Genomic DNA, 13,910 nt, shown 5'->3' on the forward strand with positions numbered 1-13,910 from the left:
CGCCGGGCCCGGCTCGCCGCGGTCCCGCCCCGCGCCGCCTGACCGGCGCGGGGCGGGACGACGGGACCCGGCCCGGTGCGTCTTCACGGAGAAGACCCCGGGCCGGGTCCCGCACGTGGCCCCGCCTGCGGCCTCAGCCGAGGTCCTTGCGGAAACTCAGCCGGTCCAGGCCCGGCCCGTCGTAGTCGGGCTGGACCGGCCGGCCTTCGAACTCCTTCGGCCCTGGTTCGGTGACGAACCCCATCCGGGTGTGGAACGCGTGCGAACCCTTGTTCTCCGGCGAAGTGATCGCCCGCACCACCGAGCGACCGTGCTCGGCGCTGTAGGCGAAGAAGCGCTCGTACAGCGCCGCGCCCAGGCCACGGCCGCGTTCGGCGGGCTCGACGCCGACGAAGTGGATGTAGCTCTCGGCCGGCCGCGACGGCGAGAGGAACCCGATCAGGAACGCGACGACCCGGTCGTCCGCCGTCACCAGGAAGCTGCCGTGGGTGAAGTGCTGGAACATCAGCTTCGGCAGCAGCAGCGCCCGCTGCCGAGAGCCCGCCTCGCCGCCGAGGCCGCCCCACCACTCGTCGAGGACGGCCAGCACCGCGAGGTGGTCCTCCGGGCCGGGGTGCCGGATCGTGTGGTGCTGCCAGGGCGGGGGCAGGGGAGTGAGCATGCTGCCCACCCTGCCCGCTCCGCCCGCCCGCGGCGAACGGGTTCGCGGTCAGGGGACGAGCTGGTGCACCCCGACCAGCACCTGCTGCCAGACGGCGGCCGGGTCGGCGCCCTGCTCGACCGCCCTGAGCCCCGGCGCGATCACCGTCTCCTGGATCTTGCCGTCGCCGGGCCCCTTGTACTGCGGTTTCCCGACCTTGCGGGCCTGCGCGACGAACACCTGGCCGCTCAGCGCGCCTCCGAAGTAGCCGTTCATCTCGCTGAGCAGGTCCGGCGAGTCGAGGGCCTCGACCTGGCTGGGGAAGTTCCCGCTGACCCGGAACGCGTGCAGCTGCTGCTCGGGCGCGGTCAGCCAGGCGGCGAGCGCGGCCGCCTCCTTCTGGTGCGGGCTCGAGGCGGGCACGGTGAGGAAGGAACCGCCCCAGTTGCCGCCGCCGTCCGGGAAGGTGTCGGTGAGCGCCCACTTGCCCGCGTTGCCGACCCCGGCCTGCTGTTCGATGACGCCGAGCATCCACGAAGGACAGACCTTCGTCGCGAACGCGCCGGTGCGCAGGCCGTTGTTGCCGTCGTCCTCGAAGGCGGTGAGCCCGGCCGACTGCCCCTGCTTCACCGCGGTCGTGACCTGGTTCCAGGCGTCCCGCAGCGCGGTGTTCGTCTCCAGCGTGGGGTGGTTGTCGCGGTCGAGGTAGCCGACCGGCAGCTGGTTGACCTTGGCGTTGAAGACCTGCGCGGCGGAGTCGAACCACGGCTTGCCGTGCGAGCGCTTGACGTACTTCTCGCCGGCCTTGAAGTAGCTGTCCCAGCTGGCGAACATCGTCTTCACCGAGCCGGGGTCGGTCGGCAGCCCGGCGCCTTCGAGCAGGTCCTTGCGGTAGCACATGGCCAGCGGGCCGATGTCCGTGCCGTAGCCGACGAGCTTGCCGTCCTTGCTGCGGCCCGCCTCGTACTTCCACTCCAGCCACCGGCCGGGTTTCACGTCGGCCGGCCCGATCTCGCCCAGGTCGGCGAACTCGTCGGCGTGGGCGAGCACGTCGGCGAGGTGGCCTTCCTCGACGGCCTGGACGTCGGCCAGCGGCTCGTTCTTCTGCAGCTTGGCCAGCAGGTCCTGGTGGTACGGCCCGCCCGCCTCGGTCTTGACCTGGCGGATGGTGAGCCCGGGGTGGGTGAACTCGTAGCCCGGGAGCAGGTCGTCGTAGCCGAACTGCCCGAAGGTGGCCACCGTGAGCGTGATCCGCTCCGGCGTGCCGGGGCCGCACCCCCCGATCAGGAAGAGCAGGACGACGGTGGCGGCGAACGCCGCCGGTCTCCGGAACTGCCTCATGCTCGCGCACTCCCCATCCACGGCACGCGCCCGGCCCTCGTTGGCTGGGAGCGCTCCCGGGGCGAGTCTCGTTTCCCGGTGCGGCGGGTGTCAAGGTGCGCGACGGCGGGTGTCCGCGCGGACACGGACCGGCGCCCTGACCAGTGGTGCCCGGGCTTCCGGTGCGCGTACTCGTGCGAAGGGAGGACGCGGTGAAGCGTCCCACGATCACCGACATCGCCAGGGAGGCCGGCGTCTCCAAGGGCGCGGTGTCCTACGCCCTCAACGGCAGGCCCGGCGTCTCCGAGGCGACCCGGCGGCGGATCACCGAGATCGCCCGCGAGCTCGGGTGGGCGCCGAGCAGCACCGCGCGGGCGCTGTCCGGCGGCCGGTCCGGGGCGCTCGGGCTGGTGCTCGACCGGTCACTGGAGGCGTTCGTCCCGGCCCTGCTCGACGGGTTCGAGGGCGAGTTGCTGCTGCAGGTCGCGCCGGGCCGCGAGGCCGCGCTGGCCATCTACCGCCGCTGGCGGGCCGAGCGCCGGGTCGACGGTGTGCTGCTCACCGATCCGGGCTGCGCGGCCGAACTGGTGCGGATCGGCCTGCCCGCGGTGGTGCTCGGCGGCCCGGGCGGGGTGCCGGGCGTGCCGTCGGTGCTGGTGGACGACGTCACCGGCGCGGCCGAAGCGCTGGCCTACCTCGCGGCGCTGGGGCACCGGCACGTGGTCCGCGTCGCCGGCGTGGCCGTGTTCGCCGACCCGGCGGCCCGCCGGAGGGCGTTCACCACCGCGGCGACCGGCCTGCCGAACCCGGGCACGGTCCACCCGGAGCCCTCGGCCGACGCGGTCCGCAGGCTGCTGGCGGCGCGCCCCCGCCCGACGGCGCTGCTGTGCGACACCGACGACCTCGCGGTGGCGGCCCTGGCGGCCGCGCGCGAACTCGGCTTGGCGGTGCCGAAGGACGTGTCGGTGGTGTCGTGGGACGACACCCCGCTGTGCCGCCTGGTCCGCCCGGCGCTGACGGCGATCCGCCGTCCCCTGGCCGAACTGGGCGCACTGGCGGCTTCGGTGCTGCAGGACGTGCTGGCGGGGGAGCGGACCGGGGACGTGTACACGTCCCGGCCGAAACTGATCACGCGCGGCAGCACGGGTCCGGCGACCACGTGAGTGCCGGGCGGGGTCGGCCGCCCGCTGTCGCGGGGCGGGCTCCGGCTGGGACTGCTCATGCGGGGAGTACGGCTGCGGCGAGCACACGAGGGTCACGGTCGGACGGTGGTTGACCGCCCCGCTGTCGCGGGGCCGGCTCGGGCTGGGGCCGCTCGTGCGGGGAGTACGGCTGCGGCGAGCACACGAGGGTCACGGTCGGAGCGGGCTTGACCGCCCCGCTGTCGCGGGGCCTGCCCCCGGCCGCGGCAAGAGGGCCGCTTCGGGGAACCACCCCCGAAGCGTCCCTCCCGGACCGTCCGATCAGGACCCTTCAGCGGCCCTGGCACGTCGGCGACGGTGCCGCGCTGCCTCCCGTCGTGTTCACGACCAGGCCGAAGCTGGTCGTCCCGTCGGCCGCCACGCGGCCGTTCCAGTCGGCGTTGCGGACCGTGACCGCCGAGCCGGACTGGCTCAGCGTGCCGTTCCACACGCTGGCGACCGTCTGGCCGGCGGGCAGCGTCCAGCCCACCTGCCAGCTCGTGTACGCCGTCGTGCTGTGGTTCATCACCGTCACCGTCGCCTGGTAGCCGCCGCTCCAGGTGTTGGTGATCTCCCACATCGCCATGCACGAACCCGACGGCATCGTCGTCGTGGTCGTCGGCGTGGTGGGCGTCGTCGGCGTGGTCGGCGTCGTGGGCGTGGTGGGTGTCGTCGGGGTGGTCGGGGTCGTCGGTGTGGTCGTCGTGCCGGTGCCCGGGTCCTTCACGCCGGTGACCTCGCCGTGCCCGCCGTCGAAGGTGACGTCCGAACAGCCGTAGAAGGTTTCCGAGCTGTCCGAGCGCTTCCACACCGAGTAGATGATGTGCCTGCCCGACTTGTTCGACGGCAGCGCGCCGCTCCACTTGTACTGGCCGTCCACCGTGCCCACCTGGCCGGTCACCGGCGGGTGGTCGATCGTCAGGAAAGGCTGGTCCTCCAGCGAGTCCCAGGTGAGCGGCTGGTTCGGGTTCCAGCCGTCTTTGGTCACGTACGTGTAGAACCAGCCCGGGTGGGCGGCCCACGCGTTGTACGAGAAGTCGAACTGGGCGCCGGCGGTGAGGTGGGTCAGCGGCCAGTTGCCGACCCCGTCGAAGCCCGCGTAGTTCGGGTTCCCGCCCGAGCACAGCTTGCCGTCGGGGATGAACCCCCGCGTGCGCCCGGCGCCATCCGAGCGCAGCACGCCGAACCAGTTGTACAGCGAGTTGGCGCCGCTGACGGCGACCGCGGCCGCGCAGGCCGGGTTCTGCGGCTTGATCTCGCCGGTCGAGCTGAGGCCGTCCTGCCAGCACAGGAAGGTCCGGCTGCCCGGTTTCATCATGGCACCGTGCGCCTCGGCCGTGCCGGTGTTCAGCAGGATGGCGGTCAGGCTCGCCAGCAGCACGGTGACGGCGGCGAGGATGGTACTTCGTCTCCTGGTCACGTCAGTCCCTTCATTGGGTTGCGTGCGTCGAAGACTGGGAGCGCTTCCAAGGTCAGGATACGCGGCGGCGGTCACTTCCGGAACAGCCCGCGATGGCCGGGGCGGGTGCCTTGCCCTACGTTGGCGGGGGCTCCTCGACCGGGCGGGCCGTGGCGAAAGGCAGAGAGTGGACAGTCCGTCTTCGGTTCCCGCCTGGGTGCGCGCCGAACCCGCCCGGCTGCTCGGGTTCGCCCGCGGCGCGGTGCACCCCGGTGACGGGTTCGCCTGGCTCGACGACGCCGGGCGGCCGGTGCTCGACCGGCCCGTCGAAACCTGGATCACCTGCCGGATGACGCACGTCTTCGCGCTGGCCTCGCTCGGCGGCGCGGACACCCACGAGCTGGTCGCCCACGGCGTCGCGGCGCTCACCGGCCCGCTGCGGGACCACGAGCACGGCGGCTGGTACGCCTCCACGGCGCTCGCCGAAAAGCGCGCCTACGAGCACGCGTTCGTCGTGCTGGCGGCCGCGAGCGCGGCCGCGGCCGGTGCCGAAGGGGCGCGGCCCCTGCTGGAGGAGGCGCTGGAAACCGTCGAACGCCGGTTCTGGGAACCCGGGGCCGGGCTCGTCGCCGACGTCTGGGACCGCGGCTGGACGCGGCTGGAGGACTACCGCGGCGCGAACGCCAACATGCACACGGTGGAGGCGTTCCTGGCCGCCGCCGACGTCACCGGCGACCCGGTGTGGGCGGCGCGTGCGCTGTCCATTGTGGAGCGGCTGGTGCACGGCGAAGCCCGCGCGCACGGCTGGCTGCTCCCGGAGCACTACGACCCGGGCTGGCACGTCCGGCTGGAGTTCAACCGCGCCGAGCCCGCCCACCCGTTCCGCCCGTACGGCGCGACCGTCGGGCACCTCTTCGAATGGGCGCGGCTGGCCGTCCACCTCGGACGCGCGCTCGGGGCCGCGGCGCCGCCGTGGCTGGTGCCCGACGCGGCCGCTCTGTTCGACGCGGGCGTCCGGACCGGCTGGGCCGTCGACGGCAGGCCGGGCTTCGTCTACACGACCGACTTCGCCGGGACGCCGGTGGTGCGCACCCGGCTGCACTGGGTGGTCACCGAGGCGATGGCCGCGGCGTGGACGCTGCACCAGGCGACCGGCGACCCGGCGTACCTCGCCCGCTTCGAGGAGTGGTGCGCGCACGCCGAAACCTGCTTCGTCGACCGGGAACTCGGTTCGTGGCACCACGAACTCGACCCGGAAAACCGGCCCGCCGCGACCGTGTGGGCCGGCAAACCGGACGTGTACCACGCCTACCAGGCGACGCTGCTGCCCGGACTGGCGCCCGCGGCGTCGTTCGCCGGCGCCCTCCTCGCGCGCGGCTAGACTGCGTCCGCCGTCCCCTTCCCGACTAGGAGAACCATGTCGCCTTTCGTCGCGGCCGAAGACCGGTACGCGGACATGCCCTACCGGCGGGCCGGGCGCAGCGGGCTGAAGCTGCCCGCGGTGTCGCTCGGCCTGTGGCACAACTTCGGGGACGACAAGCCCCTCGACGTCCAGCGGGCCGTGCTGCGCCGGGCGTTCGACCTCGGCGTGACGCACTTCGACCTGGCCAACAACTACGGCCCGCCGCCGGGCTCGGCCGAAGCCAACTTCGGCAGGCACTTCGCCGCCGACTTCCGCCCGTACCGCGACGAGATCCTGGTGTCGTCCAAGGCGGGCTACCTGATGTGGGACGGCCCGTACGGCGAATGGGGCTCCCGCAAGAACCTGCTGGCGAGCCTCGACCAGAGCCTGGCGCGCACCGGGCTGGACCACTTCGACATCTTCTACTCGCACCGCCCGGACCCCGAAACGCCGATCGAAGAGACGATGGGCGCGCTCGACACGGCGGTGCGCTCGGGAAAGGCGCGGTACGCGGGCATCTCGAACTACTCGGCCGAGCAGACCGAGGCGGCGCTCGCCGCGCTGAAGGACCTGGGCACGCCGCTGCTGATCCACCAGCCGCGGTATTCGATGCTGGACCGCTGGGTCGAGGACGGCCTGCTGGACACCCTCGACACGCACGGAGTCGGCTCGATCGCGTACTCGCCGCTGAGCCAGGGCCTGCTGACCGATCGCTACCTGGACGGCATACCGGCCGACTCCCGCGCGGCGGGCGCCAGCCCGTTCCTGACCAGCGACCGCCTGACCGAGGACACGCTGGCGACGGTCCGCGCGCTGAACGACGTCGCCAAGCGGCGCGGGCAGACGCTGGCCCAGCTGGCCATCGCCTGGGTACTGCGCGGCGGCCGGGTCACGTCGGCGCTGATCGGGGCGAGCAGTGTCGCGCAGCTGGAGAATACGGTCGCGGCCACGGCGAACCTGGAGTTCGCCGACGAGGAGCTGGCGGAGATCGAGCGGATCCTCGGCCGGTAACCGATCCGCGTGCGGCCGGGTTCCGCCCGGCGGGCTGCTCGCCGGTGAGCGGCGCGGCGGCTCGATGAGCAGAGCCGGTCGGCAGCCAACGCGCGGGCCCACCAGCCCGTGGCCGAGGACCCCGGCCGGGCTGCGGAGCGGGCGCGCGCCGGCCACGCAGCCCCGTGCGCAGGGCCGGTCAGCAGCCGATGCGCGAGCTGCCCACTGCCACGTCGTCGAACCACAGCGTGTCCGCGTCGCCGGCGTAGCTCTCCCAGCCCAGGCGGAGGTCGGCCAGTGCCGGGTGCCAGGACTTGGCCAGCCACTGCTGGTCGATGTCCTGGGTCGGGACGCCGTCCACCACCAGGCCGGCCACCTCGGCCGAGTCGAGCCAAGTGCGCAGCCTGCCCGCGCTGCCGTCGACCTCGAACTCGAAGCACGACCACGTGCCGGTCGCCAGCGGGACGCTCTGGGCCACCCCGGCCGGGCTCTGCGCGGGCAGCGTGGCGTCGTCGGACTCGCGGTTCCACTGCAGCGCCCGGTTCTGGCCGCCGGCCCGCAGGTCGCGGCCGCCGTCCGCGGTGTCCCGCAGCGCCATGAACGCCACGTGCCCGGTCGGCAGGGGCGTGGTGTGCCGGACCCAGAACCGCCCGAACAGCGGGCCGGAGCCGACGCCGGAGAGGCTGGTGCCCAGGAACGCGTGGTTGCAGTAACCGCCCTGGCCGGTGACCTTGACCGACCGGCCGCCGGAGTGCGCGACCGAGGTGTCGACGGCGACCGTGCCGGTGCCCTGGCAGTTGGCCGCGCCGACGGTCCAGCGGCCGCCGGGGGTGCTGCCGGTCTGCTGCTCGAAGTCGTCGCAGATCGCCGCACCCGTGCAGCCCGCGGGCGGCGGCCCCGACGTCGTCGTGGTGGGCGTGGTCGGAGTGGTCGTCGGCGTCGTGGAGGTGGTGGTCGTCGGCGTGGTCGAGGTCGGGGGAGCGGGGTCGCCGCACGAAACGCCGTTGAGCGCGAAGTCCGTCGGCGTGGCGTTCGTCCCGCTGTAAGTGCCCTGGAGGCCGAACGACACCGTGCCGCCGGCGGGCACCGCGCCGTTGTAGGACAGGTTCTGCGCGGTGACGGCGGTCCCGGTCTGCCGGACGGTGGCGTTCCAGGCGGACGTGACGGTCTGGGTGCCGCCGTAGTGCCAGGTGAGCGTCCAGGAGGAGACCGCGGTGGCGCCGTTGGTCACCGTGATGTCGGCGGTGTAGCCGCTCTGCCACTGGTTGACGCGGTAGGCGACCGAGCACGCGGGCGCGGCGGCGGCCGGCCCGGCCAGGACGATCGCGGTGGTGCCCGCCGCGGCGAGGCAGAGCGCGGCGAGGGCGCCGGCGAACCTGTTCATGGATGGGCTCCTCCTCCGGACGCGGACAGGGGCGCCGTGGCCTGCACCACGACGCCCCTGGTTGGTGGCCGCGTTCTGGCGAGGCGACCTGGCATGGGAGCGCTTCCAGCCGCCGGAAAGGTAACCCCGGCGTGTCGTGGTTGTAAAGTCCGACCCGGACGCCGGCCGATCCGGTGGTCCGTTTTCCGCAGCCGGGACGCCCGGCGGCGGCACTGAACGCTCCTGAACGGCCGAAGCCGTTGGGAGGCCGGACATCTCGCGGTAGCGCTGCGCCACCGCTGCGCGCGGCCGGACGCCTCCGTTGGGGTGGATTCCGGAAATCCGCGACAAGATCACACGAGGGGTCTCCGGAAGCCGATATTGGGAGCGCTCTCAGCCGCTCGCCGAGGCCGGTAGCCCGGAAATCCTCGTTGCGGCCTCAACCTCTCGCCAACCGCGGGGGTTCCCGCCCCGTGACGACCTGGGCCCCCTGGGTGACGCTGCGGTAGGGTCGTGAGCGTGCTCCCGTACTCCGGAAATCGTTGGATGAACGATGAGTCGACAGGCCAAGCCAGGCAGTAAGCCCTACCGCGCGCAGCTGCGGGAGCGGCTGACCGCACTGGGCTTCCCCGAGGAGGCGATCCCGGCCCAGGTGGCCAAGAACCTGGTCGTCGAGTGCGGGATCCCGCCGCGCACCGCGTGGCGGCTGGCTTCGGAGCTCTCGCTCGACGTCGCGGCGCACCAGTACAACGCCGTCACCGGAGACCCCCGCGCGGGCATGCGCGGCACGCGGATCTGGGAGTACGAGCAGTGGCCCGAACGCGGCGTGCGGCCCACCGTCGCGGCGCTGCGGGTGCTGGCCCAGGTCTACGGCACCAGCTGGAAGTGCCTGCTCGGGCTGCGTGACCTGGAACAGCTGCCTGCCAAGGACCTCGCCGAGTACCACGCCGACACCGCCACGGTCGCGCCGGCCGGGCCCGCGCCGTCGCCGGCCCGCACCCTCGTCCGCGTGGACGCCCGCGGGGACGAGGAGATCGGCGGCGACGCCCTCGACGACGCGATCCTGCTCACGAAGACCAACGTGGACGACGTCCAGCTCGACGACCTGTGGGCGGACCTCGACTTCCTGGGCGGCGCCTACACCCGCACCGCGCCCGACTCGATCCTCGCCCAGCTCGCCGTGATCGAGGAGCGGACCACGGCCCTGCTCAAGGGCAGGCAGCGGCCGAAGCAGACCCAGGACCTCCTGCTCATCGGGGCGAAGTCGAGCGCGATGATGGCCTGGATCGCCGGCGACCTCGGCCGCTACCGGCTCTCCCGCGAACTCAACTCCGCCGCCTGGCTCTACACCCAGTACGCCGACGACTTCCTGGCCCGGCGCTGGGTGCGCACGTCCCAGGCCAGGGTGGCGTTCTGGGCCGGGCACGGCGTCGAGTCCGCGAAGCTCGCCGCGGACGGGCTCAACTACCAGGCGGGCGGGCGCCTCACCGACGCCCCGCTCATCCTCGCCGAAGCCCGCGGCTGGTCGTCGGTGCAGGCCGAGGGCCAGGTGCTGGACGCGATCGCGCGCTGGACGGCCATCGAGGACCCGGACCTCGGGGCCGGCGGCGAGGACAGCTTCTTCAACATCACGAAGGACCGGCGCCACTACATGGCGGGCAACTCGCTGCTTTCGGTCGGGCAGGCCGCCGCCGCGCTGCGCGAGTTCACCACCGCCCGCGAGGCCTTCGAGGGGCTGTCGCTGGAAAACCGCTGGGAAGCCATGGATCCGATGATCCGGATCGACACCGGCCGCGCCCACCTGCGGCTCGACGACCTCGAAGGCGCCGCCGCGCAGGTCGAACCGCTGCTGGACGCCGGGGTCGGCAAGCAGCCGGACATGGTGCGTGCCATGCTCAAGCTGATGGCCACGGAACTGTCCGGGCCGCGCTGGCGCTCGGCCACGACGGCCCGCAACCTCGCCGAAGCACTCCTGGACGCCCACGCCTCGGCGCGGCCGTGACGCCAGATCGGACCCGGACGGAGGCGCCCGTGGTGGCACCGCACGATGTCTCCTGCCCGCGAACCCCGTGCGAGGAGGCCGGGCCGGGTGACGGCGGCACCCGGCGGGACGTCGTCGTGGTCGCCGACCGCTTCGCGCAGTTCGCCCGCGACGACCGGGTGTTCACCCTGTCGGACCTGCTGGCCCTGCTCGACTCCGGCGGGCTCGCCGCGCCGGGCGGGCCCTGGGTCGTCCACTACGGCCAGGGCATCGACGTCACCGACGGCGACCTGCTCGAAGCCGCCTGCGAGAAGACCGAAGGTGTCATGCGGCTGGCGGATCCGGACGCCTTCCGGCTGCCGCCCGAACCGCCCGGCGTCGTCCACAAGAGCCGTCCGGAGAACGTCCTGCTCGCCGCGGTGCACAGCCCCACGCCCACGCACTGCCGGGCCGAGCTGCGGATCCACCGCGACAACGAGCTCGTCCTCGACCACCACACCGGCGAACACGTGCAGGGCATCGTGATCATCGAGGCGATGCGCCAGATCTGCATCGCGCAGTTCGAGACCGCGATCCGCCCCGGCCTCGCCCCGGCCGCGTACGCCGGGGTGTGGAAGCGGATCGATCTGTCCTTCCAGGACTTCCTGTTCCCGCTGCCGGCCACCGTCGAGTCGCTGATCGTCGAATCCGGACTCGAGCGGGAGACCAACCTCAAGTTCCGCGCCACGACGTCGGTGCGCCAGCAGGGCCGCACCGTCGCCACCGCCGGCATCGAGTACTCGATGATCGCGCAGGGGCGCATCGACACCCTCGAACGCCGCAAGGCCGACCAGGCCACCGCGGGCTACCTCGGCTGAAGTCCACACCGGAAGGGAAACCACCTCACGATGTCCGACCTGCAGCAGCAGGACCGCGCCGCGTCCTTCGCACAGGGCCTGAAACTCATCCAGCAGCTCGGCGGGGCCGACCGGCCCGCCGTGCTGGACCTGTTCGAGAGCATCGGGGAGGCCGAGTTCGGCGAGCAGTGCGTCGGCTTCATCTACGGCGACGTCTACCACCGGCCCGGCCTGCCGCTGCCGGAGCGCCAGCTGGCCACCGTCGCCGCGCTCACCGCACTGGGCTACGCGGGGTCGCAGCTGCAGTTCCACGCCAAGGCCGCGCTCAACGTCGGCTGCACCCGCCGCCAGCTGGTCGAGGCGGTGATCCACGTCAGCTCGTTCGCCGGGTTCCCGGCCACGCTCAACGCGCTGACGGCGCTCAAGGCGGCCTTCGACGGCCTGCCCGCCGAGGAACCCGCACCGTCCGAAGAGGCCGGTGAACTGCCGTGGGCGGGCATCGAAGACCGCTACGAGCGCGGTTTGGCCGCGATGAAGGCCGTCGACGGCGAAGCGGGGGAGAAGGTCGCCGAAGGCCTGCGGGACATCGCGCCCGACCTGGCGACCTACATCGTCGAGTTCACCTTCGGCGAGATCTACTCCCGGCCGCACCTGAGCCTGCGCCACCGCGAGATCGTCACGATCGCCGCGTGCGTCGCGCTGGGCACCGCGCTGCCGCAGCTGAAGGTGCACATCCACGGCCTGCTCAACGTCGGCGGCACCGAGCGCGAAGTCGTGGAAACCGTGCTGCACCTGGCCTTCTACTGCGGCTTCCCGGCCGCGCTCAACGCCATCGCGGCCGCGCGGGAAGTGTTCGCGCAGCGGTGAGCGCGTTCCGGAAGCTGCGCGTGGTCGCGCTCGACTGCGACGGCGTGCTCATCGACGACACCTACCTGGCGATGATCGCCCGGTTCGTCACCGCCCACGGCGGGGTGTACGACGCCGCGGCGGAGCGGGACGTGATCGGGCTGCGCGACATCGTCGTGGCCGAGAAGATCACCCGGCTCTGCGGGCTGGACCAGCCGGCCGAGGAGACGCTGAAGCAGCTGTGGGCCGCGCGGCAGGAGTACCTGGCCGAGCACCCGATCCGGGTGGCCGCAGGGGTCCGGGACTGCCTGGAGGCGCTGGCGAAGCTGCCGGTGCGGCTGGTCTGCTACGGCGGCCGGACGCGGGAGCACACCTTCGACCACCACCTCGGCGACCTGGTGGACCTCTTCGACGCCGAAGTGCCGTACGTGAGCATCAACGAGCACCGGCCGGGTGTGGCGCACATCGCGCGGACCGTGTTCGGCGTCGCCTTCGACGAGATCGTGTTCGTCGACGACGTCAGCCGGGTCGCCGAGGACGCTCGCGCGCACGGTGCCGGGTTCGTCGGCTTCCCGTCGAGCCCCGCCCACGCGCGGCAACGGGAGTTCATGGCGGCGGCCGGGGTCCGGCACTTCGCCGCGTCGCCCGGCGAACTGACCCCGGAACTGCTGGCGATCGTCGACGGGGAGCTCGCGACTTCGACACACTGGCCTCGTCGATGAGTCTTCCCGACCCCTTGGAGCCGCTGTGAAGTTCTTCTCCCTGCCGCGTCCCGGCGCCGGGCTCGTCCTGGGCGAGCGCGACGTACCCGAACCCGGTCCGGGGCAGGTCCTGGTCCGGATGCGCGGGTGGGCGGTCAACGCTCGTGACCTGATGATCCTCAAGGGCTTCTACCCGAAGCCGGTGAAGCCGGACGTGATCCCGCTGTCCGACGGCGCCGGCGAGGTGGTCGCGGTGGGACCCGGCGTGCCGGAGTGGGCCGCGGGGGACCGGGTGGCGGCGACCTACTTCCCGGACTGGCTGTCCGGTCCGGGCACGCCGGAGAAGACCGCGGACGACCTGGGCGGCACGCTCGACGGCGTGCTCGCCGAGTACGCCGTTTTCCCGGCTGACGGCCTGGTCGCGGTGCCGGGGCACCTCGACTACGCCGAAGCCGCCACGCTGCCCAGCGCGGGTGTGACGGCGTGGCGGGCGGTCGTCGAGGAGGGCCGGCTGGTCCCGGGCCAGACGGTGCTCACCCTCGGCAGCGGCGGCCTGTCCACGTTCGCGCTGCAGTTCGCCGCGCTCGGCGGCGCCCACGTCGTCTCGACCTCCAGCTCCGACGAGAAGCTCGAGCGGCTGCGCGCGCTCGGCGCCGCCGAGACGCTCAACCACGCGACCACCCCGGAGTGGGGCCCGGCGGTGGCCGCCCGGACCGGCGGCGGCGTCGACCACGTCGTCGACGTGGGCGGCGGCGGCACGATCGGCCAGTCGATGCTCGCCGCGCGCTACGGCGGCCACGTGAGCGTCACCGGCGTCCTGACCCACGAGGGCGGCGCCGACCCGATCCTGGTGCTGGTCAAGCAGCTGACCCTGCGCGGGCTCACCAACGCCTCCCGCGAGACGTTCCAGTCGATGAACCGGGCGATCGAGCGGACCGGCCTGAAGCCGGTGATCGACCGCCGGTTCGCCTTCGACGAGGTGGCCGAGGCGCTCAAGCACCTGGAGTCGGGCACCCACGTGGGGAAGGTCGTGCTGGAGAGCGCCTGAGCCGCCGCTGCCCGCCGGGTAAGTTTTGCCGTCCCGGGTGGGTATTTTCGGCACCTCCGGAGGGTGTTTCCGCAGCTCAGCGGGGTGGTGGCCGGGCGAAAAAGTCCCCTTTGGGCAGGAATGGCGGTCGCCATCGGCAACGGGGAGAGTGGAGTGCACCGGGGACGTCGCCCGAGCAGGCTGCGGCTGCTCGGGCGGTTGCC

The 13,910-nt window shown here is 72.9% G+C and carries 12 protein-coding genes; 8 read left to right on the forward strand and 4 right to left on the reverse strand.

The genetic code is table 11. The annotated features are described in order from the left end of the window. Positions 1–133: 133 nt before the first annotated feature. The gene (locus tag HUT10_RS49415) at positions 134–661 is read right to left on the reverse strand and encodes a GNAT family N-acetyltransferase (RefSeq protein WP_176177539.1); all 528 of its coding nucleotides are present in this window, start codon (positions 659–661) and stop codon (positions 134–136) included. Between the two features lie 48 nt (positions 662–709). Further along, positions 710–1,981 (reverse strand): ABC transporter substrate-binding protein, encoded by a 1,272-nt coding sequence (locus tag HUT10_RS49420; protein WP_176177540.1) that lies wholly within the window; start codon positions 1,979–1,981, stop codon positions 710–712. 191 nt (positions 1,982–2,172) lie between these two features. Between HUT10_RS49420 and HUT10_RS49425 the strand changes: the two genes are divergently transcribed. Further along, positions 2,173–3,123, forward strand: a complete 951-nt coding sequence (locus tag HUT10_RS49425) for a LacI family DNA-binding transcriptional regulator (protein ID WP_176177541.1) — start codon at positions 2,173–2,175, stop codon at positions 3,121–3,123. Between the two features lie 310 nt (positions 3,124–3,433). Here the strand turns inward: HUT10_RS49425 and HUT10_RS49430 are convergent, their stop codons facing one another. Next, a complete protein-coding gene (locus tag HUT10_RS49430; protein ID WP_254897400.1) occupies positions 3,434–4,561 on the reverse strand; it encodes a lytic polysaccharide monooxygenase in 1,128 nt (375 codons plus the stop codon). 166 nt (positions 4,562–4,727) lie between these two features. Between HUT10_RS49430 and HUT10_RS49435 the strand changes: the two genes are divergently transcribed. Both HUT10_RS49435 and HUT10_RS49440 read left to right on the forward strand, forming a co-directional pair. After that, positions 4,728–5,921, forward strand: coding sequence for an AGE family epimerase/isomerase (locus tag HUT10_RS49435; protein WP_176177542.1), 1,194 nt, complete (start codon positions 4,728–4,730; stop codon positions 5,919–5,921). 36 nt (positions 5,922–5,957) lie between these two features. Continuing rightward, positions 5,958–6,953 carry an aldo/keto reductase gene (locus HUT10_RS49440; RefSeq protein ID WP_176177543.1) on the forward strand — a complete coding sequence of 332 codons (996 nt, stop codon included), beginning with the start codon at positions 5,958–5,960 and terminating at the stop codon, positions 6,951–6,953. Positions 6,954–7,131: 178 nt separating this feature from the next. Here the strand turns inward: HUT10_RS49440 and HUT10_RS49445 are convergent, their stop codons facing one another. Next, entirely contained in the window at positions 7,132–8,316 is a 1,185-nt protein-coding gene (locus HUT10_RS49445; protein ID WP_176177544.1) for a cellulose-binding domain-containing protein, read from the reverse strand. 532 nt (positions 8,317–8,848) lie between these two features. On the opposite strand from HUT10_RS49445, the gene HUT10_RS49450 reads away from it, so the two are divergent. The 5 genes from HUT10_RS49450 to HUT10_RS49470 are packed head-to-tail and all read left to right on the forward strand — an operon-like array spanning position 8,849 to position 13,707. After that, positions 8,849–10,297 (forward strand): hypothetical protein, encoded by a 1,449-nt coding sequence (locus HUT10_RS49450; RefSeq protein WP_254897401.1) that lies wholly within the window; start codon positions 8,849–8,851, stop codon positions 10,295–10,297. Positions 10,298–10,326: 29 nt separating this feature from the next. After that, complete coding sequence (locus HUT10_RS49455) at positions 10,327–11,133, forward strand: AfsA-related hotdog domain-containing protein (RefSeq protein WP_254897402.1); 807 nt, start codon at positions 10,327–10,329, stop codon at positions 11,131–11,133. 30 nt (positions 11,134–11,163) lie between these two features. Continuing rightward, the gene (locus tag HUT10_RS49460) at positions 11,164–11,979 is read left to right on the forward strand and encodes a carboxymuconolactone decarboxylase family protein (protein ID WP_176177545.1); all 816 of its coding nucleotides are present in this window, start codon (positions 11,164–11,166) and stop codon (positions 11,977–11,979) included. Further along, positions 11,976–12,680: an HAD family hydrolase gene (locus HUT10_RS49465; protein WP_176177546.1), complete on the forward strand. Its 705-nt coding sequence runs from the start codon at positions 11,976–11,978 to the stop codon at positions 12,678–12,680. Before HUT10_RS49460 ends, HUT10_RS49465 begins: the two co-directional genes overlap by 4 nt. A 25-nt stretch (positions 12,681–12,705) precedes the next feature. Continuing rightward, complete coding sequence (locus HUT10_RS49470) at positions 12,706–13,707, forward strand: NAD(P)-dependent alcohol dehydrogenase (protein WP_176177547.1); 1,002 nt, start codon at positions 12,706–12,708, stop codon at positions 13,705–13,707. Positions 13,708–13,910: the final 203 nt, after the last annotated feature.

The organism is Amycolatopsis sp. Hca4, from assembly GCF_013364075.1.
Lineage (GTDB): Bacteria > Actinomycetota > Actinomycetes > Mycobacteriales > Pseudonocardiaceae > Amycolatopsis.